Genomic DNA, 24580 nt, shown 5'->3' with positions numbered 1-24580 from the left:
GGTAAGCCCCTAAAAAATGAGGGTAATCCATCACAAAGCTAATGGTTACGATTTAATTTGACAAAACCTAGAAAAACATTATAATTGTATTATAACAATAAGTCAAGAACTGAAAACGGTTCAGTTCTAAGATATGACAAGGAGGAGATTTTATGTTAGGACCATTTATCTTTATTGCTTTTGGGGTTATTGTAATCCTAGCTATTGTTGCCAGTACCCTTTATGTTGTTCGTCAACAATCTGTTGCCATCGTGGAACGTTTTGGTAGATACCAAAAAACAGCCACGAGTGGTATTCATATCCGACTTCCGTTTGGGATTGACAAAATTGCTGCGCGTGTGCAGCTGCGTCTTTTACAGTCAGAAATCATCGTTGAAACCAAAACCAAGGACAATGTGTTTGTAACTTTGAATGTTGCCACTCAGTATCGTGTTAACGAACAAAATGTAACAGATGCTTACTACAAATTAATGAAACCTGAATCTCAAATCAAGTCTTATATTGAAGATGCCTTGCGGTCATCCGTGCCGAAGTTGACCTTAGACGAATTGTTTGAGAAAAAAGATGAAATTGCCTTGGAAGTACAACATCAAGTGGCAGAAGAAATGTCAACCTATGGATATATTATTGTCAAAACCTTGATTACCAAGGTGGAGCCTGATGCTGAAGTCAAACAGTCAATGAATGAAATCAATGCGGCTCAACGCAAACGTGTAGCTGCTCAAGAGTTGGCAAACGCAGATAAAATTAAAATTGTGACAGCAGCAGAAGCAGAGGCTGAAAAAGATCGATTGCACGGGGTAGGGATTGCCCAACAGCGTAAGGCCATTGTGGATGGTTTGGCGGAGTCTATTCAAGAGCTTAAAGAAGCGAATATTTCCTTAAACGAAGAACAAATCATGTCCATTTTGTTGACCAACCAATACCTGGATACCCTCAATACCTTTGCGGCAAAAGGAAACCAAACCCTTTTTCTACCAAATACACCAAGTGGGGTAGAGGATATCCGTACACAAGTTTTATCTGCCCTTAAAACAAAATAACGTGTAAAAGCTTGGCTAAAAAGTTGCTCAATACTGGATTTAGCAGAAGGCTATCATACCTTGTGAAGTGGCAAACGACGAAATGAATACATTACTTTTATTGGAGAAATGAAAGTAAAAAAAGCCTTTTTCATGATTAACAACATAGTATTGATTAAATGTTAAGTTGTATTGACTTTTAAATTAAATAAGTTTAAAATCAACTTAATAAGCAAAAAGGAGATTTTCAATGAAATCCAAAAAAGTTGTTAGTGTTATATCACTTACCTTATCCCTTTTTTTGGTGACAGGTTGTGCTAAAGTTGATAACAACAAATCAGTTAATCTTAAGCCTGCTACTAAACAAACCTATAATAGCTATAGTGATGACCAATTAAGATCGCGTGAAAATACCATGTCTGTTTTATGGTACCAGCGAGCTGCGGAAACTCAAGCGCTTTATTTACAGGGGTATCAGTTAGCAACGGATCGCTTAAAAGAACAACTCAATAAACCAACGGATAAACCTTATTCAATTGTATTAGATATTGACGAAACAGTTCTTGATAATAGCCCTTATCAAGCTAAAAATGTTTTGGAAGGAACAGGATTTACACCTGAAAGCTGGGATTATTGGGTACAAAAGAAAGAAGCAAAACCGGTTGCTGGTGCTAAAGACTTTTTGCAATTTGCAGACCAAAATGGTGTTCAAATTTACTACATTTCAGACAGATCAACTACTCAAGTAGATGCTACAATGGAAAATCTCCAAAAAGAAGGTATTCCAGTACAAGGTCGTGATCATCTTCTATTCTTAGAAAAAGGCGTAAAATCAAAGGAGAGTCGTCGTCAAAAGGTCAAAGAAACAACTAATGTAACGATGCTATTTGGTGATAATCTTCTAGATTTTGCTGATTTTTCAAAAAAATCTCAAGAAGATAGAACAGCTTTATTATCAGATTTACAAGAAGAGTTTGGAAGACGCTTTATCATTTTCCCTAATCCTATGTATGGTTCATGGGAAGGTGCCATTTATAAAGGTGAAAAGCTGGATGTGCTTAAGCAACTAGAGGAACGCCGTAAAAGTTTAAAAAGCTTTAAATAAAGTAATTGAAAAAGAGGTGCAAAAGAAAATGTAACCTCTTTTTAAGTACTATTATTTTCTGAAAATAGGGTTAATGACTGAAAAAAATGTTGATTTTGTGAAATGATTATTTTATTATTTTCATATTTTATCTTTATGCTAGGAATTGTGGTATAATGGAGGAGTATAAAAAATATTAAGGAGTCTATTCACATGGCTAAATTGACTGTTAAAGACGTTGATTTGAAAGGTAAAAAAGTCCTCGTTCGTGTTGACTTTAATGTGCCTTTGAAAGACGGCGTTATCACTAACGACAACCGTATCACTGCGGCTCTTCCAACAATCAAGTATATCATCGAACAAGGTGGTCGTGCTATCCTCTTCTCTCACCTTGGACGTGTTAAAGAAGAAGCTGACAAAGAAGGAAAATCACTTGCACCGGTAGCTGCTGATTTAGCTGCTAAACTTGGTCAAGATGTTGTATTCCCAGGTGTTACTCGTGGTTCAAAATTAGAAGAAGCAATCAATGCTTTGGAAGATGGACAAGTTCTTTTGGTTGAAAACACTCGTTTTGAAGATGTTGACGGTAAGAAAGAATCTAAGAATGACGAAGAACTTGGTAAATACTGGGCTTCACTTGGAGATGGAATCTTCGTTAACGATGCATTTGGTACAGCACACCGTGCTCACGCATCAAACGTAGGTATTTCAGCAAACGTTGAAAAAGCTGTAGCTGGTTTCCTTCTTGAAAACGAAATTGCTTACATCCAAGAAGCAGTTGAAACTCCAGAACGTCCATTCGTAGCTATTCTTGGTGGATCAAAAGTTTCTGATAAGATTGGTGTTATCGAAAATCTTCTTGAAAAAGCTGATAAAGTTCTTATCGGTGGTGGTATGACTTACACATTCTACAAAGCTCAAGGTATCGAAATCGGTAACTCACTTGTAGAAGAAGACAAATTGGATGTTGCTAAAGACCTCCTTGAAAAATCAAATGGTAAATTGATCTTGCCAGTTGACTCGAAAGAAGCAAACGCATTTGCTGGTTACACTGAAGTTCGCGACACTGAAGGTGAAGCAGTTTCAGAAGGCTTCCTTGGTCTTGACATCGGTCCTAAATCAATCGCTGAGTTTGACCAAGCACTTACTGGTGCTAAAACAGTTGTTTGGAATGGTCCAATGGGTGTCTTTGAAAACCCTGACTTCCAAGCTGGTACAATCGGTGTCATGGACGCTATCGTTAAACAACCAGGCGTTAAATCCATCATCGGTGGTGGTGATTCAGCAGCTGCTGCTATCAACCTTGGCCGTGCTGACAAATTCTCATGGATCAGTACTGGCGGAGGCGCTAGCATGGAACTTCTCGAGGGTAAAGTATTACCAGGTTTGGCAGCATTGACTGAAAAATAATAGTCATTATAATATATAGTAAAGGGCATGCTGATGCATGTCTTTTTTTAGTTGATCATGTAGAGTTATTGAACTTTCCCTAACTTCACTTATCATTTACTAGTTTTTAGATATAGTGGTATTTGGCTGACACTGCATTTTTCAAAAGTTTATGACGATTTCATATCAATTGGTTTATAAAAGATATCCTAATCATAAATAAAACGTTTACCAAAAGGGTTTTATGGATTGATATGTTAAAATAGATAGTGAAGGGATAGGTATGAAAACGTTAAGAAAATTATTATCTAATTACAAGTTTGATATTAAAAAGTTTAAATTGGGAATGAGAACATTGAAAACAGGCTTATCGGTCTTTTTAGTTTTATTGGTTTTTCATTTATTTGGTTGGAAAGGGCTCCAAATTGGTGCTCTAACTGCTGTATTTAGTTTAAGAGAAGACTTTGATAAAAGCGTGCACTTTGGCTTTTCTAGAATTATTGGTAATAGTATAGGTGGCCTACTCTCCTTAGTATTTTTTGCATTCAATGAGATATTTCATCAAGCTTTTTGGGTTACTTTATTAATTGTTCCTATTTGTACCATGTTATGTATCATGGTTAATGTTGCATGTAATAATAAATCAGGTATTATTGGGGCAGTGGCTGCTCTTTTGATTATTACACTGTCTATTCCAACAGGACAAACGTTTATTTATGTGACTTCGCGGGTATTTGAAACATTTTGTGGCGTCTTTGTAGCTATTTTAGTTAATACTGATGTTGAACTTATTAAAAATAAATGGTTTAACAAAAAACACAGTGATGTTAGATAATATAACATATATACTTGACAGGTTATTTTTTTCAGCCTATAATAAGGAAGATGAAAGGAGTTTGTCATGAAAGAAAAAGAACTTAGACGCTCAATGGCTGTTTTTCCTATTGGAACGGTGATGACATTAACAGATCTCTCTGCGAGACAAATTCGCTATTATGAAGATCAAGGTTTAATTAAGCCTGAACGAACGCAAGGGAATCGGCGTATGTTTTCCTTAAATGACATGGACCGACTTTTGGAAATTAAAGATTTTTTGTCTGAGGGATTAAATATTGCAGCTATTAAACGCGAATATGTCGAGCGTCAAGGTAAGTTAATGCAAAAACAAAAAGCTCTAACAGATGCAGATGTCAGACGGATCTTACATGATGAAATGCTGACACAAAGCGGTTTTTCTACTCCCTCACAGCATATTGGTAATTTTCGTATTTAAGATATGAATTGTATAAAATTTAAAGGAGACCTATTTAATGGCAATAACAGTAGCTGACATTCGTCGTGAAGTCAAAGAAAAAAATGTAACGTTTCTTCGCTTGATGTTCACTGATATCATGGGCGTTATGAAAAATGTGGAGATTCCTGCAACTAAAGAACAGTTAGACAAAGTATTGTCTAACAAGGTTATGTTTGATGGTTCATCTATCGAAGGTTTTGTACGGATCAATGAGTCAGATATGTACCTTTACCCCGATTTAGACACTTGGATTGTTTTTCCCTGGGGAGATGAAAATGGAGCAGTTGCAGGTTTAATTTGTGATATTTATACAGCAGAAGGAAAGCCTTTTGCAGGAGATCCTAGAGGAAATTTAAAAAGAGCCCTGAAACACATGAACGAGATCGGCTACAAATCATTTAATCTTGGACCAGAACCAGAATTTTTCCTTTTTAAGATGGATGATAAAGGTAATCCGACACTTGAAGTTAACGATAATGGTGGTTATTTTGATTTAGCGCCAATTGACTTAGCAGACAACACGCGCCGTGAAATTGTGAATATTTTAACGAAAATGGGTTTTGAAGTGGAAGCTAGTCATCATGAAGTGGCTGTTGGTCAACATGAGATTGATTTTAAATATGCAGATGTTTTGAAAGCTTGTGATAATATTCAAATTTTTAAGCTAGTTGTAAAAACGATTGCCCGTGAACATGGACTTTATGCTACTTTCATGGCTAAACCAAAATTTGGAATAGCTGGATCAGGGATGCACTGTAACATGTCTTTGTTTGATAACCAAGGTAATAATGCTTTTTATGATGAAGCTGATAAGCGAGGGATGCAGTTATCAGAAGATGCTTATTATTTCTTGGGAGGACTAATGAAGCATGCTTATAACTACACTGCTATCACTAACCCTACAGTGAATTCTTATAAACGATTAGTTCCAGGTTATGAGGCACCTGTTTATGTCGCTTGGGCTGGAAGTAATCGTTCACCGCTTATCCGTGTTCCAGCATCACGTGGTATGGGAACGCGTTTGGAGTTACGTTCGGTTGATCCGACAGCTAATCCTTATTTAGCCTTGGCTGTTCTCTTGGAAGCTGGATTAGATGGTATCATTAACAAAATTGAAGCTCCAGAACCCGTTGAAGCTAACATTTATACCATGACAATGGAAGAACGAAATGAAGCAGGCATTATTGATTTGCCATCAACGCTTCATAATGCCTTAAAAGCTCTTCAAAAAGATGATGTGGTACAAAAGGCACTAGGTTACCATATCTACACTAATTTCTTAGAAGCAAAACGAATTGAATGGTCTTCCTATGCAACTTTTGTTTCTCAATGGGAAATTGACCATTATATTCATAATTATTAGACTTATCAGGACCTGCTCAAGTTGAGTGGGTCTTTTGGATGAGCTATTGTATTTGAGCTAGCAAGCTATTATTAGCTGATCGGACACCAATTGATTTTCCATTATAGAAAACTAAAAACCAGTCCATGTTCTATGAGGACTGGTTTTAGTTTGATAATTATCTGAACTAGAACTGATATGTTAAAGATATAGACAGATAGTATTAAGAAATGAGTCTTATTTGATTTTAGTGCTTATCAGGTGTTAAGACCATCGGAATGATAATTGGTTCACGCTCAGTCTTTTCATACAAGAATGGACGAAGAGCATTGACGATAGCACCGTTAACTGATTGGATGCTAGCATCCTTATTTTTTAAAGCAATACGGATAGCGTTAAAGAGCACACGTTGGCTTTCGCGGATCAAGTCACCTGACTCACGCATATAAATGAAACCACGGCTCAGAATATCTGGTCCAGCTAAAATCATTTGTGTGTTAAAATCAACAGTTGCAACAGCTAAGACAACACCATCTTCTGACAAATCACGGCGGTCCCGTAAAACGGCTGCTCCAATATCCCCGATGCCATTACCATCCACGTAGATGTCTTGGGCATTAAAGTGACCAGCAATACGCGCACTGTCACTGGTTAAAGCTAGAACGTCTCCATTTTCCATAATAAAGATATTTTCTTTTGGAATACCAATATCCATCGCCAGTCCTGCATGAACTTTTTGCATGCGATACTCACCATGTACTGGCATGAAATATTTTGGTTTAATCAAACTAAGCATGAGCTTTTGTTCTTGCTGTCCTCCATGACCAGAAGTATGAATATTATTGACTTTTCCATGAATAACATCAACACCAGCTTCTTGGATGGTATTGATTAATTTATTGACACTTGTGGTATTACCAGGGATTGGACTTGATGAGAAAATCACAGTATCACCAGGCTGTAAAGTTACTTGACGATGAGTGCCATTAGCGATACGAGCAAGTGCTGCCATAGACTCACCTTGACTACCTGTACACATAATTAAAACTTCACTAGCATGAAGATTTTTAAGTTCGCTTGGCTCAATGAAGGTACCTTTTGGAACTTTAATATAGCCAAGTTCAATACCGTTAACAATTGCTTTTTCCATAGAACGACCAAAAACGGCAATTTTACGTCCCGTTTTAACAGCAGCTTCTGCAGCCTGTTGCAAACGGTAGATGTTTGAAGCGAAGGAAGCAAAAATAATACGACCATGAATACCTTCGATAATTTTTAAAATGGATTGGCCAACAACTTTTTCAGAGTTAGTAAAGGTTGGGATTTCAGCATTAGTTGAGTCTGATAATAAGCAAAGGACACCTTCTTCACCAAGCGCTGCCATACGTTGTAAATCTGCAGGATCTCCTACTGGCGTGAAGTCAAATTTAAAATCACCAGTACAGATAATCTTACCTTGAGGGGTGTGGATAACAATACCGACCGGTTCTGGAATGGAATGAGTAGTCTTGAAGAAAGTGACGCTCATGTTTTTAAAAGTTAACTCGGTGTTGTGATTGATTTCGTAAACAGTTGCTTCACGCCAAAGACCATGTTCTTCCAATTTACCACGGATAAGAGCAAGTGCTAAAGGTCCTGCGTAGATAGGGATATTAGCCTGTTTGAGAAGAAATGGAATACCACCAATGTGGTCTTCGTGACCATGTGTAATAACAAGAGCTTTGACCCGGTCTAAGTTATCGACAATGTAAGAATAGTCTGGAATAACGTAATCAATTCCCAAAAGATCATCTTCTGGGAATTTGATACCGGCATCAACGATAATGATTTCGTCTTGATACTCAATACCATAAGTATTCTTCCCAATCTCTCCCAGACCACCAATGGCAAACACCCCAACTTCATTAGGTTTTAAACTGATATTTGTCATCTTAGAACTCCGTTAATTCAAAAACACCGGTCTCTTTTTCGTAATCGAGGTGTTTGTCAGAAAGTAGCTCGATAAATTCCACGTTATAATAGGTGTTATCTTCAACGAGACGACGAGCCTTGATACGGCCATCGAGTTCATCAGTAGCATCAATATTAAGATAGAGTGCTTTAGTACTTTCACGACGTGGGCTTTGATCCTTTGTTTCTTGATAGAAAACTTTATAAATCATTTGTTTTTAAATTCCTTTCGTTATGAATCAATTATCCAAACAATAATAAATAGGTCAAAAGGTAGGTGTTCCATTTTGACGGTTTTATATGTTGTCATTATTGTGTAGTAGATTAATTCCTGATTCTGTGCAATTATTACAATTATACCATAAACTTAGCTTTTAGTAAAAAATTTAGGTACATTTATGGTATAGTCTAAATCAAATTAAGAGTCAGCCTTTTTGTTTATGATTCTTAATTTGTGTTATAATTGATACTAGAACTTGCAGTAGAAAGGCATAAAATGAAGACACTTGCATTTGATACCTCAAATAAAACCTTGTCCCTTGCTATACTTGATGATGAGACACTTCTAGCAGATATGACCCTTAACATTCAGAAAAATCATAGTGTTAGCCTTATGCCTGCTATTGATTTTTTGATGACTTGTACTGATCTTAAACCTCAAGATTTAGAAAGAATAGTGGTTGCAAAAGGCCCTGGATCTTACACAGGTTTACGAGTGGCAGTTGCTACTGCAAAAACGTTAGCGTACAGTTTAAATATTGCATTGGTCGGGATTTCGAGTCTATATGCTTTGGCTGCGTCTACTTGTAAACAGTATCCAAATACTTTGGTGGTGCCATTGATTGATGCTAGAAGGCAAAATGCGTATGTAGGTTATTATCGGCAAGGAAAATCAGTGATGCCACAAGCCCATGCTTCACTAGAAGTTATTATAGAACAATTAGTAGAAGAAGGACAGCTGATTTTTGTTGGGGAGACTGCTCCTTTTGCTGAGAAAATTCAAAAGAAACTACCTCAGGCGATACTACTTCCAACCCTTCCTTCTGCTTACGAATGTGGTCTTTTGGGGCAAAGTTTGGCACCAGAAAATGTAGACGCCTTTGTCCCTCAATATCTCAAGAGAGTGGAAGCTGAAGAAAACTGGCTCAAAGATAATGAGATAAAAGATGATAGTCACTACGTTAAGCGAATCTAATATGAAAACAGTTGAAGAACAAGCAAAAAATATTTATCAGCTTTTGGAAATGGTTTATGGCACGTCTCCTTGGACTTTAGAACAAGTATTAATCGATATACGGCGGGATCAAACAGATTATTTCCTACTATATGATCATGATAAATTGCTAGGTTTTTTAGCTATTCAAGATTTAGCTGGTGAAGTTGAAATGACTCAAATTGCTATACTACCTAGTCATCAAGAACTTGGGCTAGCGTCTCAATTGATGACGCATTTAGATAGCATTGAAAGTGACATCTTTTTAGAGGTTAGAGAATCTAATCATAGAGCACAGGGTTTATATCAGAAGTTTGGTTTTAAATTTATTGGCAAAAGACCAGACTACTATAGAAATCCTATAGAAACAGCTTTATTGATGAAACGGGAAGGAAAACATGACAGATAGGTATATTTTAGCAGTTGAGAGTTCTTGTGATGAGACCAGTGTAGCGATTTTAAAAAACGAAAGTACCCTCTTAAGTAATGTCATTGCAAGTCAGGTTGAGAGCCACAAACGCTTTGGTGGTGTGGTGCCAGAAGTAGCTAGTAGACACCATGTCGAAGTGATTACGACTTGCTTTGAGGATGCTTTGCAAGAAGCTGGCATCAGTGCTTCAGATTTATCAGCAGTTGCGGTAACTTATGGCCCTGGACTTGTTGGAGCCTTGTTAGTTGGATTAGCAGCTGCGAAGGCTTTTGCTTGGGCAAATCATTTACCTTTGATTCCGGTTAATCATATGGCAGGTCACTTAATGGCAGCGCGTGAACAAAAGCCTTTAGTTTATCCTTTAATAGCACTGTTGGTTTCAGGAGGACACACAGAATTGGTTTATGTCCCAGAGCCAGGGGATTATCATATTATTGGCGAGACGCGTGACGACGCTGTTGGTGAGGCTTATGATAAAGTTGGGCGTGTGATGGGCTTAACCTATCCGGCAGGACGTGAAATTGACCAGTTGGCTCATAAAGGTCAAGATACTTATCATTTCCCTCGTGCTATGATAACAGAAGACCACTTAGAATTTTCCTTTTCAGGACTCAAGTCCGCTTTTATCAATCTTCATCATAATGCTAAGCAAAAAGGCGATGAACTGATTCTAGAAGATTTGTGTGCATCTTTTCAAGCAGCTGTTCTAGATATTTTATTGGCCAAAACAAAAAAAGCTCTGAGCAGATACCCTGCAAAGATGCTTGTAGTGGCTGGTGGTGTAGCGGCAAATCAAGGATTACGAGATAGATTAGCACAAGAAATTACACATATAGAAGTTGTGATTCCTAAACTAAGACTCTGTGGAGATAACGCGGGTATGATTGCTTTAGCAGCAGCTATTGAGTATGACAAACAGCATTTTGCTAATATGAGCCTAAACGCGAAGCCTAGTTTAGCTTTTGACCAGTTTCCAGACAGTTTTGTAATAAACTAGTCACACTTGCTAGTTAGTAAGATTTATAATGGATAAGAATCTCCCTTTGAAAAAACAACCCGGTATCTTGGCATACCGGGTTGTCATGATGATAAGTAATTGGCTTCTATGGTTACTAATAATTCAGATAATTACCTGCAAAATAATTGTCTGCCTAAGGTGAAGTAAGCTTACCAGCTAGCTTTAGTGACGCCAGGAAGCTGTCCTTTGTGAGCTAAGTCACGGAAATTGATACGGCTAACACCAAACTTACGCATGTAAGCATGAGGACGGCCGTCAATTTTGTCGCGGTTCTTCAAGCGGTTTGGATTTGAATCACGAGGCAATTTGCGCAGTGATTCATAATCGCCCTTCGCTTTTAAGTCACGACGAAGGTCAGCGTACTGTTCAATCAGTTGGAGCTGCTTTTGGTATTTAGCAATTTTTGACTTTTTTGCCATTGCTTTCTCCTTCTTAATATTTAATAACCTCAGAGTCGTTATCAGCGCTCTGAATCCACTTAACTGGTATTTAACTGGTTAAGTGGATATATAATCATTATACAATAAATAAAAGCAAAAGCAAATAAAAAAAATTAACTAGTTATCTTTTTTAGCCATAATATCAAAAAACTCCACATCTAAGTGTGGGAGTCAGGTATTAATAACTGTTTAAAGGTGTTTAATGAGTGTCGCTTTAGCAACTTTGAGATTGAACTTTTAAGTCAAATAAATCAGCAGGAACGTAGTGTTTGGTTGAGACCAAGATGTCTTTACCATTGTAGAGAGTTTCTTGGATTAAAATAAAAGCACTATTTTCTGATAGAGTATACTTAGTTGCTGTGTAATTGCCAGTCTTGGTATAGCCGATTTGGTTGCAGGAATGAGAAGCTTTACCAGATTCATAGATTTTCTCTTCTAAGAAAGTAAGAAGGGGCTCTTCTTGATTGAGATTTATAGCATATTTAGAAATAACCTCAATAGGGATAAAAGATAAACTATAAGCAATAGCTTTATTTTGGCTATGATACCAGCGATCAACAATAATCACAACAGGAGTTTCTTGTTTTAGGGATGCTGTAATGGCAACAGTGGGCACTTCAATCCGATATTCCAACTCAACCTTTGTGATGTCAGATGATAGGCTTGCATATATGGGGTGTTGAAGATATTCGAAACCTTGGTGATATTTAGTTTCAGGAGTCTTGAGTATAAAATTTCCCTTTCCTCTGATATTTTTTATGAGATGATCCTCTTGGAGGAGGGCTAGGGATTTACGTAGTGTCATCCGACTGACATTGAGCTGTCTAGCAAGTTCAGGTTCTGATGGCAGTTGCATGCCAGGACTATATGTACCATCTTGAATAAGTTGAAAAATAGTATTATATACTTGCACATGTTTAAGTTTTTTGAGTTTTTTGGTTAAGTCGTTAGTAGACATATCACTTACCTCATTAATAATCTTTAGTGGAGTTTAACTTGTCTAAAAACTATTTTAGCACTAACAGTATTCCTTGATTAGAATTGTACCCATCTATAGTGTTAGTATCTCACACTCAGGTACTTTTTGTCAAAAAAGAGATGAAAAACACCTTAAAAAAGCGTTTACAAAATAGAGTGTGTGTGATACTATACAAGTGTATCAAAAATTAGACAAGTAAAATACAGGAGGTTTTTAACATGCAAAATTATTCAGGTGAAGTCGGATTGCAATATCACCTACAGATTCGTCCAGGTGATGTAGGTCGTTATGTTATCATGCCAGGTGATCCAAAACGTTGTGCAAAAATTGCAGAACATTTTGATAATGCAGTTCTTGTAGCAGACAGCCGTGAATATGTTACGTATACAGGTACATTAAACGGTGAAAAAGTTAGTGTTACTTCAACTGGTATTGGTGGTCCATCAGCGTCTATTGCGATGGAAGAATTGAAACTTTGTGGCGCTGATACCTTTATCCGTGTTGGAACATGTGGTGGTATTGACCTTGATGTTAAAGGCGGAGACATCGTTATTGCAACTGGAGCTATCCGTATGGAAGGTACCAGTAAAGAATATGCTCCGATTGAATTTCCTGCTGTAGCTGACTTGGAAGTGACAAATGCTCTAGTTAATGCAGCTAAAAAGCTTGGTTATACAAGTCACGCAGGAGTAGTTCAATGTAAAGATGCATTTTACGGGCAACATGAGCCAGAACGTATGCCAGTTAGTTATGAATTATTAAATAAATGGGAAGCATGGAAACGTCTGGGAACAAAAGCGTCTGAAATGGAATCTGCAGCTCTTTTTGTAGCAGCAAGTCATCTAGGAGTTCGTTGTGGATCAGATTTCCTTGTTGTTGGTAATCAAGAACGCAACGCTTTGGGTATGGATAACCCAATGGCTCATGATACAGAAGCAGCTATTCAAGTTGCTGTTGAAGCACTCCGCACACTTATTGAAAATGATAAATCACAATAAGCGAGGTTTTGGAAGTCATCATGCAATTTATTTATAGTATTATTGGTATTTTATTGGTATTAGGAATTGTGTATGCAATTTCTTTCAATCGTAAGAGTGTTTCTCTAAGTTTAATTGGAAAAGCTCTTATCGTTCAATTCATTATTGCGCTAATCTTAGTACGTATCCCACTAGGCCAACAAATTGTTAGTGTTGTTTCAACTGGAGTTACTAGCGTAATCAACTGTGGTCAAGCTGGTTTAAATTTTGTGTTTGGGTCATTAGCAGATAGTGGCGCAAAAACTGGTTTTATTTTCGCTATTCAAACGCTTGGTAATATTGTTTTCTTATCTGCCCTAGTTAGTCTACTTTATTATGTAGGAATCCTTGGATTTGTAGTAAAATGGATAGGTAAGGGCGTTGGTAAAATTATGAAATCCTCAGAGGTTGAGAGTTTTGTTGCTGTAGCTAATATGTTTCTTGGTCAAACAGACAGTCCAATCTTGGTTAGCAAATACCTAGGTCGTATGACTGATAGTGAGATAATGGTTGTGTTGGTATCAGGTATGGGAAGTATGTCAGTTTCTATTCTTGGTGGCTATATTGCATTAGGCATTCCAATGGAATATCTCTTGATTGCTTCAACAATGGTTCCTATTGGCAGTATTCTCATTGCTAAAATCTTATTGCCTCAAACAGAACCTGTTCAAAAAATTGATGACATTAAGATGGATAATAAAGGTAATAACGCCAATGTGATTGATGCAATCGCTGAGGGTGCAAGCACAGGTGCACAAATGGCTTTCTCAATTGGTGCTAGTTTGATTGCCTTTGTTGGTTTAGTTTCTTTGATTAATATGATGTTAAGTGGATTGGGAATCCGCTTAGAACAAATCTTTTCATATGTTTTTGCTCCATTTGGTTTTCTTATGGGATTTGACCACAAAAACATTCTTCTAGAAGGAAACCTTCTTGGAAGTAAGTTGATTTTAAATGAGTTTGTTTCGTTCCAACAATTGGGTCACCTAATCAAATCTTTAGATTATCGTACAGCATTGGTAGCAACTATTTCACTCTGTGGTTTTGCTAATTTATCAAGTTTAGGTATTTGTGTTTCAGGTATTGCTGTTCTTTGCCCGGAGAAACGTAGCACCCTAGCTCGACTTGTTTTCCGTGCAATGATTGGTGGTATTGCTGTAAGTATGCTTAGCGCCTTTATCGTCGGTATTGTAACTCTATTCTAAACGTTGACAAAAGAAAGAAGGATAGTAACGTGGAAGTAAAAGATATTTTAAAAACGGTAGACCATACTTTGCTAGCAACAACAGCAACGTGGCCAGAAATCCAAACAATTTTAGATGATGCCATGGCTTATGAAACAGCTTCAGCATGTATTCCAGCTTCTTACGTCAAAAAAGCAGCAGAATACGTTTCAGGTAAATTAGCTATTTGTACTGTTATTGGGTTCCCAAATGGCTATAGTACAACTGCGGCGAAGGTTTTTGAATGTCAAGATGCTATTCAAAATGGTGCTGATGAAATTGACATGGTCATTAATTTGACAGACGTTAAAAATGGGGATTTTGATACTGTTGAAGAAGAAATTCGTCAAATCAAAGCTAAATGTCAAGACCATATCTTAAAAGTTATCGTTGAGACATGTCAATTAACTAAAGAAGAACTTATCGAACTTTGTGGAGTTGTCACACGTTCAGGTGCAGACTTTATTAAAACCTCTACTGGTTTTTCGACAGCAGGTGCTACATTTGAAGATGTTGAAGTGATGGCAAAATATGTCGGCGAAGGTGTTAAAATTAAGGCAGCAGGTGGAATCTCATCATTGGAAGATGCTAAAACATTTATTGCTTTAGGAGCTTCACGCTTGGGTACTAGCCGTATCATCAAGATTGTTAAGAACGAAGCTACAAAAACCGATAGCTATTAACTTAATCATACCGATTTAGCTTGAGACTAAAACAAAAAACTCATATAATAGGAGTTAAAAAGCCTACTATCTTAGTGATAATAGGCTTTTTTAGCTATGAAGACTTCCCTGCGATCCATCCTGAACAAAGAGCTGAGGTAATATTAAACCCTCCGGTATGAGCATTAATATCTAAGACCTCTCCAGCGAAATACAGGCCAGGAACTTTCTTGCTTTCCAAGGTTTTAGGGTTGATTTCTTTTAAATCTACGCCTCCTTTGGTCACAAATGATTTAGCCAAAGACATTTTTCCTGTAATGGGTATCTGGAGGTGTTTGAGTTTATCAAGCAATTCCTTTTCTTGTTTTGGAGAGAGTTGTTTGACCTTTTCGGGGTAATCTTCTGATAAAAAATCAGCTACTCGTTCAGGCAGTAGGCCTTTAAGAGCATTTTTGATGTTTTTATCACGTTGATCACTCAGATAAGCGGTTAAGTCATCTGTTGATAAGTGTGGCAAAAAGTCCAGCTCTGCAATTTCTCCACCTTTCACAAAAGAGGACAGACGAAGAGCTGCAGGTCCTGAAAGGCCAAAGTGGGTGAAGAGTAAGTCGTGTGTGATGACGTGTTTGTCATAACTAAGAGTAACGTCGTCTAGGGAAATACCTTGCAAGACTTTGTGAGGAAAATCAGTTAACAGAGGGCTCTCAGCAGCTTCTAAATCAGTCACGGTCAGTTTAAAATGCCGTGCAATATCATGTCCAAAACCTGTTGAACCCGTTGAAGGGTAGGACTTGCCTCCTGTGGTCACAATCAATTTTTGGCAGGTGAAAGTCTGGTCTGCAGATTTGAGGTAGAAGAGGTCATCTTGTTTTTTAACGGAAACCACTTCAGTGCTGGTTAGCACCTGACCCCCAAGAGCCTTGATTTTTTTCTCCAGAGCATCAATGATTGTCCTTGATTTATCTGTTGTGGGGAACATCCGTCCATGGTCTTCTTCTTTGAGTTTGACGCCGTTTTCCTCGAAAAAGGCAATGATGTCATGGTTGTCAAACTGGGAAAAAACACTATATAAAAAGCGGCCATTTCCAGGAATGCCAGCCATAAGGACATCAAGGTTACCACTATTAGTGACATTACAGCGTCCACCACCGGTTCCCGCTAATTTTTTGCCTAAGCGGCGATTTTTTTCAATTAAGAGAGTTTTATAGCCATAGTAGCTGCTGGAGATGGCGGCCATCATGCCAGCAGGGCCACCTCCAATAATAATCGTATCGTATTGAGTCATAGCCTTATTTTAGCATAAAAGCGGGGGATTTAATAGTCAGGTAAATGAACTAACATGGCATACCGTTTTTTACGCATTTAAACAATGCTTTCAAGAAATAATTGATGCCTTTGGCACGACTGAAATGAGGTCAAATTGACAGAATACTCCTATTATGGTACTATTTTTAATAAGAATATTCAGTGATAGTGATAAAGAGGAAAATATGGGAATTGAAAAGACAGTTAGTGAACTAGCTGATATTTTGGGAGTGAGTCGTCAGGCCGTCAATAATCGTGTTAAGTCTTTACCCGAAGAAGATCTTGACAAAAATGAAAAAGGCGTTACTGTGGTTAAGCGCAGTGGTCTTGTTAAGCTGGAAGAGATCTATAAAAAAACAATTTTTGACGATGAGCCTATCAGTGAAGAAACGAAACAACGTGAGCTTTTAGAGATTCTCGTGGATGAGAAGAACACTGAAATCACGCGCCTTTATGAGCAACTCAAAGCCAAAGATGCTCAACTTGCCTCAAAAGATGAGCAAATGCGTGTTAAAGACGTGCAGATCGCTGAAAAAGATAAACAATTGGATCAGCAGCAACAATTAACTGCTAAAGCCATGGCTGATAAAGAAACCCTAAAATTAGAATTGGAAGAAGCTAAAGCAGAAGCCAACCAAGCTCGCTTACAAGTCGAAGAAGTTCAGGCTGAAGTTGGCCCTAAAAAAGGCTTTTTCACCCGCTTGTTTGCGAAATAATCACAAAAAATGACGAAGGCCCTATCAGGGTCTTTTTTGGAGGAAAACATGAAACACTTAGATACTTATATTGCCTTTGATTTAGAATTTAACACTGTCAATGACGTTAGTCATATCATTCAAGTATCAGCAGTCAAATATGACCACCATAAAGAAGTTGACAGCTTTGACACCTATGTTTACACAGATGTTCCCTTACAGAGCTTTATCAATGGCCTAACAGGAATCACATCTGACAAGATTGCTGCGGAACCAAAAGTAGAGGAGGTTATGGCTGCGTTTAAAAATTTTGTGGGAGAGTTACCACTGATTGGTTATAATGCTCAAAAATCTGACCTGCCTATTCTAGCTGAAAATGGCTTGGATTTAAGGGACCAATACCAGATTGACCTCTTTGATGAAGCTTACGATAGACGTAGCGCAGACTTAAATGGGATTGCTAACCTTCGTCTGCAAACAGTGGCAACCTTTTTAGGCATTAAGGGTCGAGGTCATAATAGCTTAGAAGATGCCAGAATGACAGCAGTAATCTATAAGTCTTTTTTAGAAACAGATACAAACAAAGCATATCTCAGCCAGCAAGAAGAGGTAACCACAGATAACCCTTTCGCAGCTTTGGGAGACTTTTTCGACTAAAGGCTCTGCTATTTTTGAAAAATAAAAAAATTCCTAGGGTTAGCCCTTGCTTATAACGCTAGGTCATGTAAGATAGGGGCATATCAAGAGGGAGTCGGGTGCACACGAGTTGCTTTTGATCACTAAATGATAGAAAGAAGGTGTGGAAATGTCTCAATTCTATTCGACTGGAGAATTGGCCAACTTAGCTGGCGTTTCTATTCGAACTGTCCAATACTATGACCAACGTGGGATTTTGATTCCGACAGCATTGACAGCAGGTGGACGGCGACTCTATACGGATTCTGATTTAGAACAATTACGCATGATTTGCTTTCTGCGCGATTTGGGATTTTCCATTGAGCAGATTCGCAAAGTCTTAGCAGAGGAAAATGCAGCCCAGGTGCTGGAATTGCTTCTAGTTGATCATATTGCGACTGCCAAGGAAGACTTGGCTGCAAAAGAGCAACAAGTTGACATAGCTGTCAAGATACTTGACAGACTTCGAAAACAAGACCCCCAGTCACTAGATTTTCTGATGGACATTTCGCTTAGCATGAAAAATCAAAAAGCTTGGAAAAAATTACAATGGAAGATGGGTATCAGTATATTTTTAGCCATTGTTTCATATGTAGGACTTATTTTACTATCTAGTTATCTGCAAAAATTTTGGTTAGTTTATGTTGCTATGGGACTATTTCTACCAGGTTTCAGTTGGTTGGTAATTTATTTTAGGAAGCAATTTATTTATCTCTGTCCCCATTGTCATCAGAAATTTGAACCTAGCTTTAATGAATTTGCCCTTGCAGGCCATACACCACGAACCAGAAAGTTAACCTGCTCCCATTGCCATCAAAAATCGTATTGCTTGGAACTGGCAAAAGAGGACACTGTCTCAAGAAGATAAGCACTAACTCATAAAAAAACTAGCCTGAGATCCTTCTCAAGCTAGTTTTTGTTTTTTTAGAATGGTAATTTACCAGCAAAAGCGCCTAATGTTTTCTTAGTTGTTTCATCAATTTGCGTAAGGGCATCATTAATGGCTTGAGTGGTCATGTCTTGAAGCGTTTCTACATCTTCAGGATCTACAACAGCTTCTTTGAAGTCAATCCCAACCAATTTTTTATCACCCGTGAAAGTGGCAGTGACAAGGTCTTGAGCTGATTTTCCAGTAAATTGCATAGCAGCCAAATCCGCCTGCTTTTGCTCCATTTGTTTCTGAAGCTTTTGTGCTTGCTTCATCATGTTTTGCATGTTCATCATAAGACTATACTCTCCTTAATTTAATACTAACTATTATAACACATAAAAAGAGGCAATAAAAACAATGTCAGTTAGTAGACTAGCCTGTATCAGTAAGAAAGTCGCTATGGATAAGATGGATTAGCAGCAAGGGTCTGGCTAATGACAGAATAAGTCTAGAAATGAACTATTTTTGTCATAGACTAGTCCGACTTAGTGGTTATCTAATTCACGATCTTCTTTAGCTTGTTGTTCTAAAAGAATTTGTGCGAAGTCAACCCACTTAGTGTAGTTATTTTCGGATAATTGTTCTGAAATCATCGCTAACTCTCGTTGTGGCAACTGATAAGAGACTCCCTTATTTTCTAAGGTTAAATCTTCTTCCATTAGGGCGGTTAAACTAACATCAAAGATAGCAGCAATATCACTTAATAGACCAGACTTTGGAGTATATTTTCCTTTTTCCCACTCACTGATTGAAGAAGAGCTTTTTCGTCCTAGGAGATTAGCAAGTTCTAATTGTTCCATGTTCTTTTTTAATCTAAGGTACTTTAAATTACTTGCAAAAAAGTTTTCTTGGCGGACATATTTTTCTCCTTTTCTTTATATAAAATATGATACCATAAAAGAGGTTAAAGCAAAAGGTATCGTAAAAGATGGTCTAAAAACTCTCTAAAAACTTGACTTCATAAAAACCGAAGTTTATAATAAACTTAACATGATTAACTAATCTCATTTTAGTGTGGAGGGAAAATTGTGACCAAATCAACTTTAAAAGAGTTAAGAACAACAAAGAAAATGACACAGCAGGAATTGTCTCACTTAACAGGTATTTCTGTCAGAACGATTGCTAGGTATGAAAAAGATACTAAAAAGCTAAGGCGAGCAAAATATGAGAAGCTAAAAGGTATTGCACAAGCATTAGCGGTTTCCGTTGATGATATTTTTTTAGGAATAGATTCGGAATTTATGAACTAAGACGATCGTTTTCTGTTTGCTATTAGTAAGACCAATTAACAAAAAAGTGCTTAGTTATATTGCTAAGCACTTTTCTTTGTTAATTTGATGCTATTGGCACAATCAATTGAGACTGACTGAGATCGATAGTTAAAGCATAGTTGCTGTTGTCACGGACAGTATGTTCAAAATCGGTTGTGTATAAGATGACTCGAAGGGTATCTCCTTTTTCTAGATGATAGATGGTTGGTTGCAAAGGAAGTCTAACAGTCATCCATTTATTATTAGGAATAGTTTCAATTGACGACAAATTATTGCGATTTTGTAAATTCATGAAACCTTTCGAAATAACACGGTAAGAATCTTCTCTAAATGGTAGCTCTTTAAGGGGTTCCCTAGAGAAATTTTGCCCATTGTCAATACTTGATTGGGTGAGAGCAATAGGAAGATCGCCCAAGCGTTTTTTCTTACCATAGTCAAGGATTTGTGCAGATAGAAGTCCTTTATTTTCACTTGATTTCACTTTTAACTGTAGGACAATTTCACCGTTAATAGGTAAGTCCTCTTCCAGTAAAATATCAATCAGGGCTTGATTGGCCTTGCCTTTAAAGAGAGCTGCTTTGAACGCACGGAAATCTTTACCGTAAGCTTTAAATTCATCTTCACCATAGTGATTATCAATTAAAAGCAGTTCCTGACCGAGGTCAAGCTCTTTGATGGTTGAGGTTCCAAAGACTTTACGCTCCTGCCAGTTTTGTGGGCAGGTGTTATCCTGCCAGATCATTTCAGGAAGGCTAAAATCATTAGCTAGGCCTAAGAGTTTTTGACATAAAAGGGCATTCATGCTTTCGCGAAAATCAATGGATTGCCAATTATGCATGTAAACATGCTCACCTTGATGTAAAAAGAGGTGCTTGTTGATTGTGGAAGGAAGCGCATTGAAAATCTCATAGACCTGTCTTGGTTTGACATTCCAGTCTTGTAAGCCATGAGTATAAACGACATCACACTTTATTTGATGAGCATTTTTTAAGTAATTGCGGTCGTGCCAAAATTGATTATAATCACCAGATTGTCGGTCTAACGCCTGAGACTGTTGGTTTAGCAATTCTTGATAACGATCATTATGGCGAAGATAATCGCCAGCCAATAAATTACGCGAGTAGGTGAGCTCAGTTAGGACATCTAGATCCTCTCCAGGATAGCCACCAGGACTACAAACTAAGCCATTTTCGCGGTAGTAGTTGTACCAAGAAGAAATAGCTGATTCTGCAATAATCATGGCTAATCCGTCTACGCCTGTAGTGGCTAAACCAGTAGACATAGTTCCCAAGTAGGACTTTCCAGTCGTACAAACTAGACCATTTGCCCAATCAGCTCTCACTTGGTGGGTTTTTGAGTGGCTGGTGTAGGCTGTGGCTCTTCCATTTAGCCAATCAATAACGGCTTTAAAGCTTTCAATTTGAGCATAGTTTCCACTCGTCATAAAGCCAGTGGAACCAGCAGTTCCCACACCTGAAACATAGATATTAGCAAACCCACGTGCGAGGAAATAATCGTTGAGGCTATAGGAGTTAATGTAGCTAAAGCTTTCTAGATTTTGACCTATAGGAAGTTTGCAAGGCTGTGTCTCAAGAGGAATAAAATCCCTGTCTTCGACAGTGATTTGTCTCCTTTTTTTAACGACTAACTCTTTTTCCATACGATAAAGTTTTTTGTCGTTGGCTACTTCATTGATACCTTGATGGTATGGACTAGGTGTCATCAAAGTTGGTAATGGTTTTTGAGATTGAGGACGAATGATATTAACCTTAATAAGATCAAGTTGGCCATCTTGATCGGTATCAAGAGGTGCTTCAACGTAAACAACTTCTCGAATCAGCTGTGACGTGTCAAAGGTAGCTAATGATTTACCGTTGAAGAAGTGGTAATCATTGTCCATAGTAAGCATTCCTTGGCTGACCAAATCATCAATCAGGGTCATGCCAGACTTACAACGGGTCGCTAATAAGTGGTGGATATGCTTGATAATTTCTGTTTCGTCAAAGTGGATAGGAAAGGCCAGTTTATCAAGGAAAGCATCGGCCTCTGTAAAATCAACTCCAGGAATAAAGCCAAGGACTTGCAGGGCCAGTAAATCAAAAACCTCTTTGGATAACTCTTGCTCTGATTGAAAAAAGCTCAATGCGTCCATGTCATTTTTGGCGATTAGATGACTTAAAGGATAATCACTATCAGGGTAGTGGAAGAAGAGTTTACGTAAAAAGCTTTCTAGGCTAGCTTTGGCAGTTTTTTGCAGATCCAGATCAAAGCCCAATTCTTTTAATTCTTCAGCCGCTCTTTCTAGACTAGTTGGAATATAGGAAAATTGATTATAGCGCATAGGAGTTTCCTTTCTAGTGGCTTAGAAAACGATATTATCTTTTAATTTATCAAGATTGGTAATGATAATATGTTGTTTATCAATGCGAATGATGTTTTTTTCTTTCAACTGTTTTAGAATACGGCTGACGCTGCTAGCGGTAGAAATGCCACAGAATTTACCGAGTTCCTCATTAGTAATGACAAAATTAATTAAAATTTGGCCATTTGGTAGTTCTTCGCCAAATAGGGTCATTAAGTCATATATTTGAGTAGAAATGGCACCGATACGGCCGTTAGTTAACATACATTGCATTTTTTTCATGGATTTTTGAAGACGATTATGGTAAAAGTCCTTCACATATCCTTGTAGTTCAATATCTTCGTTTATATCTTTTAAAAATGCTGAGCGGCGAACCTTGTAAAAACTAGCTTTCTCTGACTCGATGCGAACATTATAAGGCTCTCCCATATCTTTTGAATAACCAGTGTTGAGAACAGAAGTAATTTCAAGTCCTGTAACATATCTCAAATTAAATTCCATTCCATATTTTGAAAGAACACTCTGTTTCACAATGCCGTCTTTTAAAATATAAGTGAAGTCCTCTTCGAGACTTTCAAAAGTCAAGTACTTGTGATAACTTTTTTCAATGATAGGAAAGTTATGATTATCAATATACCGTTGCAAAATGTGATGATTCACGCTTTTCTCCAAATATTCTTTTACCAATGTATAATTTGTATCTTCAAGAGAAATTAACATTTGCTAATGCCCTTTGATAGTAACACTTATATTATACCATTGAAATATATTATATTCTGCTTTTTTTGTAAAATGTTTATGAAAATAGAGAGGAGTTCATTTTCAATGGAAGAAAAATTGTTTAACAAACATTTTGTGGCCATCACAGTAATAAACTTTATAGTCTATATGGTCTACTATCTTTTTACAGTTATTATTGCCTTTGTGGCGACTAGAGAGCTAGGAGCTCAGACTAGCCAGGCAGGATTGGCAACAGGGATTTATATTCTAGGGACTTTATTAGCCCGTTTGATTTTTGGAAAGCAGTTGGAGGTGTTTGGTCGTCGTTTGGTTTTAAGAGGAGGTGCTATTTTTTACCTCTTAACGACCTTAGCCTACTTTTATATGCCAACGATTAGCATGATGTACTTGGTTCGTTTCTTGAACGGATTTGGTTATGGTGTAGTATCAACTGCGACAAATACCATTGTAACAGCCTATATTCCAGCTCGTAAAAGAGGAGAAGGAATTAATTTTTATGGCTTGTCAACCAGTCTAGCAGCAGCTATTGGCCCTTTTGTAGGAACCTTTATGTTGGATAATCTTCATATTGATTTTCGCATGATTATTGTCTTATGTAGCGTCTTGATTGGGTGTGTGGTTGTTGGTGCTTTTGCTTTTCCAGTCAAAAACATGTCTTTAAATGCGGAGCAATTGGCTAAAACCAAATCGTGGACTGTGGATAGTTTCATTGAGAAAAAAGCCTTGTTTATCACTGCAATCGCCTTTTTAATGGGGATTGCCTATGCTTCAGTTTTAGGATTTCAAAAATTATACACGTCTGAAATTCATTTGACAACAGTAGGCGCTTATTTCTTTGTGGTCTATGCCTTAATCATTACCATCACTCGTCCAGCAATGGGACGTTTAATGGATGCTAAAGGCGATAAATGGGTCTTGTACCCAAGTTATCTTTTTTTAGCAATGGGACTCTTCTTGCTAGGTAGTGTATCGTCTGGAGGAAGCTATTTGCTTTCAGGAGCCTTGATTGGCTTTGGTTATGGCACTTTTATGTCTTGTGGTCAAGCCGCCTCCATACAAGGAGTGGATGAGCACCGCTTTAATACGGCTATGTCTACTTATATGATTGGTCTTGATTTAGGTTTAGGTGCTGGGCCTTACCTCTTGGGCTTGATTAAAGATTTGGCACTTGGTAGTGGTGTGGCTTCCTTTAGGCACTTATTCTGGTTAGCTGCTGTGATTCCACTGATTTGTACCTTGCTTTACTTGTTAAAAACAAAGACAAGACAGGTTGTGTCTTAAGGACAAGAAAAGGAGTTTAGTCTTATACTTAAATACAAACGTATCTTAACAGCTGTAGATAGTTCCTATGAGCCGGGATTAGCTGTGGGTAAAGCCATTACTATAGCGCTTTGAAATAATCCTAGTTTGCTATTGGTACATGTCAATAAAAATGACTCGCAAAAGCCATTCGTGAAAGAGAAAATGTGGCCTTATTTTTAGTAGGTACAATTGGATTAAGCACGTTTAGATACATGACAATTGGATTAACATCAGAA

The 24580-nt window shown here is 37.6% G+C and carries 25 protein-coding genes and 1 pseudogene; 17 read left to right on the top strand and 9 right to left on the bottom strand.

Annotated elements, in window-relative coordinates; all coding sequences use genetic code 11:
- The first annotated feature begins 152 nt into the window (after positions 1–152).
- The 6 genes from B6D67_RS08710 (at position 153) to glnA (ending at position 6152) form a co-directional block, all read left to right on the top strand.
- A complete protein-coding gene (locus tag B6D67_RS08710) occupies positions 153–1043 on the top strand; it encodes an SPFH domain-containing protein (RefSeq protein ID WP_010922650.1) in 891 nt (296 codons plus the stop codon).
- A 229-nt stretch (positions 1044–1272) separates the two neighbouring features.
- Positions 1273–2127 carry a 5'-nucleotidase, lipoprotein e(P4) family gene (locus tag B6D67_RS08705; RefSeq protein WP_010922649.1) on the top strand — a complete coding sequence of 285 codons (855 nt, stop codon included), beginning with the start codon at positions 1273–1275 and terminating at the stop codon, positions 2125–2127.
- Between the two features lie 192 nt (positions 2128–2319).
- On the top strand, positions 2320–3516 hold the full coding sequence (locus tag B6D67_RS08700; RefSeq protein WP_002982888.1) for a phosphoglycerate kinase: 1197 nt from the start codon (positions 2320–2322) through the stop codon (positions 3514–3516).
- 262 nt (positions 3517–3778) lie between these two features.
- Complete coding sequence (locus B6D67_RS08695; RefSeq protein ID WP_002982891.1) at positions 3779–4330, top strand: FUSC family protein; 552 nt, start codon at positions 3779–3781, stop codon at positions 4328–4330.
- A 66-nt stretch (positions 4331–4396) separates the two neighbouring features.
- A complete protein-coding gene (locus tag B6D67_RS08690) occupies positions 4397–4768 on the top strand; it encodes a MerR family transcriptional regulator (protein WP_002982895.1) in 372 nt (123 codons plus the stop codon).
- Positions 4769–4805: 37 nt separating this feature from the next.
- Entirely contained in the window at positions 4806–6152 is a 1347-nt protein-coding gene (gene glnA / locus B6D67_RS08685; protein WP_009880482.1) for a type I glutamate--ammonia ligase, read from the top strand.
- 226 nt (positions 6153–6378) lie between these two features.
- Here the strand turns inward: glnA and rnjA are convergent, their stop codons facing one another.
- Positions 6379–8061 carry a ribonuclease J1 gene (gene rnjA / locus B6D67_RS08680; protein WP_002982901.1) on the bottom strand — a complete coding sequence of 561 codons (1683 nt, stop codon included), beginning with the start codon at positions 8059–8061 and terminating at the stop codon, positions 6379–6381.
- 1 nt (position 8062) lies between these two features.
- Positions 8063–8293 carry a DNA-dependent RNA polymerase subunit epsilon gene (locus B6D67_RS08675; RefSeq protein ID WP_002982907.1) on the bottom strand — a complete coding sequence of 77 codons (231 nt, stop codon included), beginning with the start codon at positions 8291–8293 and terminating at the stop codon, positions 8063–8065.
- A gap of 284 nt (positions 8294–8577) precedes the next feature.
- Between B6D67_RS08675 and tsaB the strand changes: the two genes are divergently transcribed.
- The 3 genes from tsaB to tsaD are packed head-to-tail and all read left to right on the top strand — an operon-like array spanning position 8578 to position 10721.
- Positions 8578–9276, top strand: a complete 699-nt coding sequence (gene tsaB, locus B6D67_RS08670) for a tRNA (adenosine(37)-N6)-threonylcarbamoyltransferase complex dimerization subunit type 1 TsaB (RefSeq protein ID WP_029714216.1) — start codon at positions 8578–8580, stop codon at positions 9274–9276.
- A gap of 1 nt (position 9277) precedes the next feature.
- Positions 9278–9703, top strand: a complete 426-nt coding sequence (gene rimI / locus B6D67_RS08665; RefSeq protein WP_010922647.1) for a ribosomal protein S18-alanine N-acetyltransferase — start codon at positions 9278–9280, stop codon at positions 9701–9703.
- Positions 9693–10721, top strand: coding sequence for a tRNA (adenosine(37)-N6)-threonylcarbamoyltransferase complex transferase subunit TsaD (tsaD, locus tag B6D67_RS08660; protein ID WP_002988178.1), 1029 nt, complete (start codon positions 9693–9695; stop codon positions 10719–10721). Before rimI ends, tsaD begins: the two co-directional genes overlap by 11 nt.
- Positions 10722–10891: 170 nt before the next feature.
- Here the strand turns inward: tsaD and rpsN are convergent, their stop codons facing one another.
- Together rpsN and B6D67_RS08650 are read right to left on the bottom strand one after the other, a co-directional pair.
- On the bottom strand, positions 10892–11161 hold the full coding sequence (gene rpsN / locus B6D67_RS08655; protein WP_002982921.1) for a 30S ribosomal protein S14: 270 nt from the start codon (positions 11159–11161) through the stop codon (positions 10892–10894).
- A 235-nt stretch (positions 11162–11396) separates the two neighbouring features.
- Positions 11397–12140 carry a GntR family transcriptional regulator gene (locus tag B6D67_RS08650; RefSeq protein WP_010922646.1) on the bottom strand — a complete coding sequence of 248 codons (744 nt, stop codon included), beginning with the start codon at positions 12138–12140 and terminating at the stop codon, positions 11397–11399.
- A 239-nt stretch (positions 12141–12379) separates the two neighbouring features.
- Here B6D67_RS08650 and udp point away from each other — a divergent pair, with 239 nt between their 5' ends.
- Genes udp through deoC form a run of 3 tightly spaced genes read left to right on the top strand, consistent with a single transcriptional unit; the run spans position 12380 to position 15083 of the window.
- On the top strand, positions 12380–13159 hold the full coding sequence (gene udp, locus B6D67_RS08645; protein WP_001182060.1) for a uridine phosphorylase: 780 nt from the start codon (positions 12380–12382) through the stop codon (positions 13157–13159).
- A 20-nt stretch (positions 13160–13179) separates the two neighbouring features.
- Positions 13180–14382 carry a NupC/NupG family nucleoside CNT transporter gene (locus B6D67_RS08640; RefSeq protein WP_002992274.1) on the top strand — a complete coding sequence of 401 codons (1203 nt, stop codon included), beginning with the start codon at positions 13180–13182 and terminating at the stop codon, positions 14380–14382.
- A 29-nt stretch (positions 14383–14411) separates the two neighbouring features.
- Positions 14412–15083, top strand: a complete 672-nt coding sequence (deoC, locus tag B6D67_RS08635; protein WP_009880896.1) for a deoxyribose-phosphate aldolase — start codon at positions 14412–14414, stop codon at positions 15081–15083.
- 94 nt (positions 15084–15177) lie between these two features.
- On the opposite strand, the gene B6D67_RS08630 is transcribed toward deoC, so the two are convergent.
- Entirely contained in the window at positions 15178–16347 is a 1170-nt protein-coding gene (locus B6D67_RS08630; RefSeq protein WP_009880895.1) for a BaiN/RdsA family NAD(P)/FAD-dependent oxidoreductase, read from the bottom strand.
- Positions 16348–16552: 205 nt separating this feature from the next.
- Here B6D67_RS08630 and B6D67_RS08625 point away from each other — a divergent pair, with 205 nt between their 5' ends.
- The 3 genes from B6D67_RS08625 to B6D67_RS08615 all read left to right on the top strand — a co-directional run bounded on the left by B6D67_RS08625 (position 16553) and on the right by B6D67_RS08615 (position 18605).
- The gene (locus tag B6D67_RS08625; protein ID WP_002988196.1) at positions 16553–17083 is read left to right on the top strand and encodes a DUF536 domain-containing protein; all 531 of its coding nucleotides are present in this window, start codon (positions 16553–16555) and stop codon (positions 17081–17083) included.
- A gap of 48 nt (positions 17084–17131) precedes the next feature.
- The gene (locus tag B6D67_RS08620; RefSeq protein ID WP_011285705.1) at positions 17132–17719 is read left to right on the top strand and encodes a 3'-5' exonuclease; all 588 of its coding nucleotides are present in this window, start codon (positions 17132–17134) and stop codon (positions 17717–17719) included.
- A gap of 148 nt (positions 17720–17867) precedes the next feature.
- Complete coding sequence (locus tag B6D67_RS08615; protein WP_010922644.1) at positions 17868–18605, top strand: MerR family transcriptional regulator; 738 nt, start codon at positions 17868–17870, stop codon at positions 18603–18605.
- Positions 18606–18661: 56 nt separating this feature from the next.
- On the opposite strand, the gene B6D67_RS08610 is transcribed toward B6D67_RS08615, so the two are convergent.
- Positions 18662–18961 carry a YbaB/EbfC family nucleoid-associated protein gene (locus B6D67_RS08610; protein WP_010922643.1) on the bottom strand — a complete coding sequence of 100 codons (300 nt, stop codon included), beginning with the start codon at positions 18959–18961 and terminating at the stop codon, positions 18662–18664.
- 192 nt (positions 18962–19153) lie between these two features.
- Positions 19154–19527 (bottom strand): annotated as a pseudogene (locus B6D67_RS08605) (helix-turn-helix domain-containing protein).
- A gap of 169 nt (positions 19528–19696) precedes the next feature.
- On the opposite strand from B6D67_RS08605, the gene B6D67_RS08600 reads away from it, so the two are divergent.
- Positions 19697–19918, top strand: coding sequence for a helix-turn-helix domain-containing protein (locus tag B6D67_RS08600; protein ID WP_002988211.1), 222 nt, complete (start codon positions 19697–19699; stop codon positions 19916–19918).
- A gap of 79 nt (positions 19919–19997) precedes the next feature.
- Here B6D67_RS08600 and B6D67_RS08595 read toward each other — a convergent pair whose 3' ends face one another.
- Both B6D67_RS08595 and B6D67_RS08590 read right to left on the bottom strand, forming a co-directional pair.
- Positions 19998–22280: a Xaa-Pro dipeptidyl-peptidase gene (locus B6D67_RS08595; RefSeq protein ID WP_010922642.1), complete on the bottom strand. Its 2283-nt coding sequence runs from the start codon at positions 22278–22280 to the stop codon at positions 19998–20000.
- Positions 22281–22301: 21 nt separating this feature from the next.
- Positions 22302–22961, bottom strand: a complete 660-nt coding sequence (locus B6D67_RS08590) for a Crp/Fnr family transcriptional regulator (RefSeq protein WP_014635687.1) — start codon at positions 22959–22961, stop codon at positions 22302–22304.
- A gap of 165 nt (positions 22962–23126) precedes the next feature.
- On the opposite strand from B6D67_RS08590, the gene B6D67_RS08585 reads away from it, so the two are divergent.
- Positions 23127–24323, top strand: coding sequence for an MFS transporter (locus B6D67_RS08585; protein WP_011285703.1), 1197 nt, complete (start codon positions 23127–23129; stop codon positions 24321–24323).
- Positions 24324–24580 lie beyond the last annotated feature (257 nt).

The sequence above is a fragment of the Streptococcus pyogenes genome (assembly GCF_002055535.1).
Lineage (GTDB): Bacteria > Bacillota > Bacilli > Lactobacillales > Streptococcaceae > Streptococcus > Streptococcus pyogenes.
Note: the sequence above shows the minus strand (reverse complement) of the source record. Positions and strands in the feature narration are given on the sequence as shown.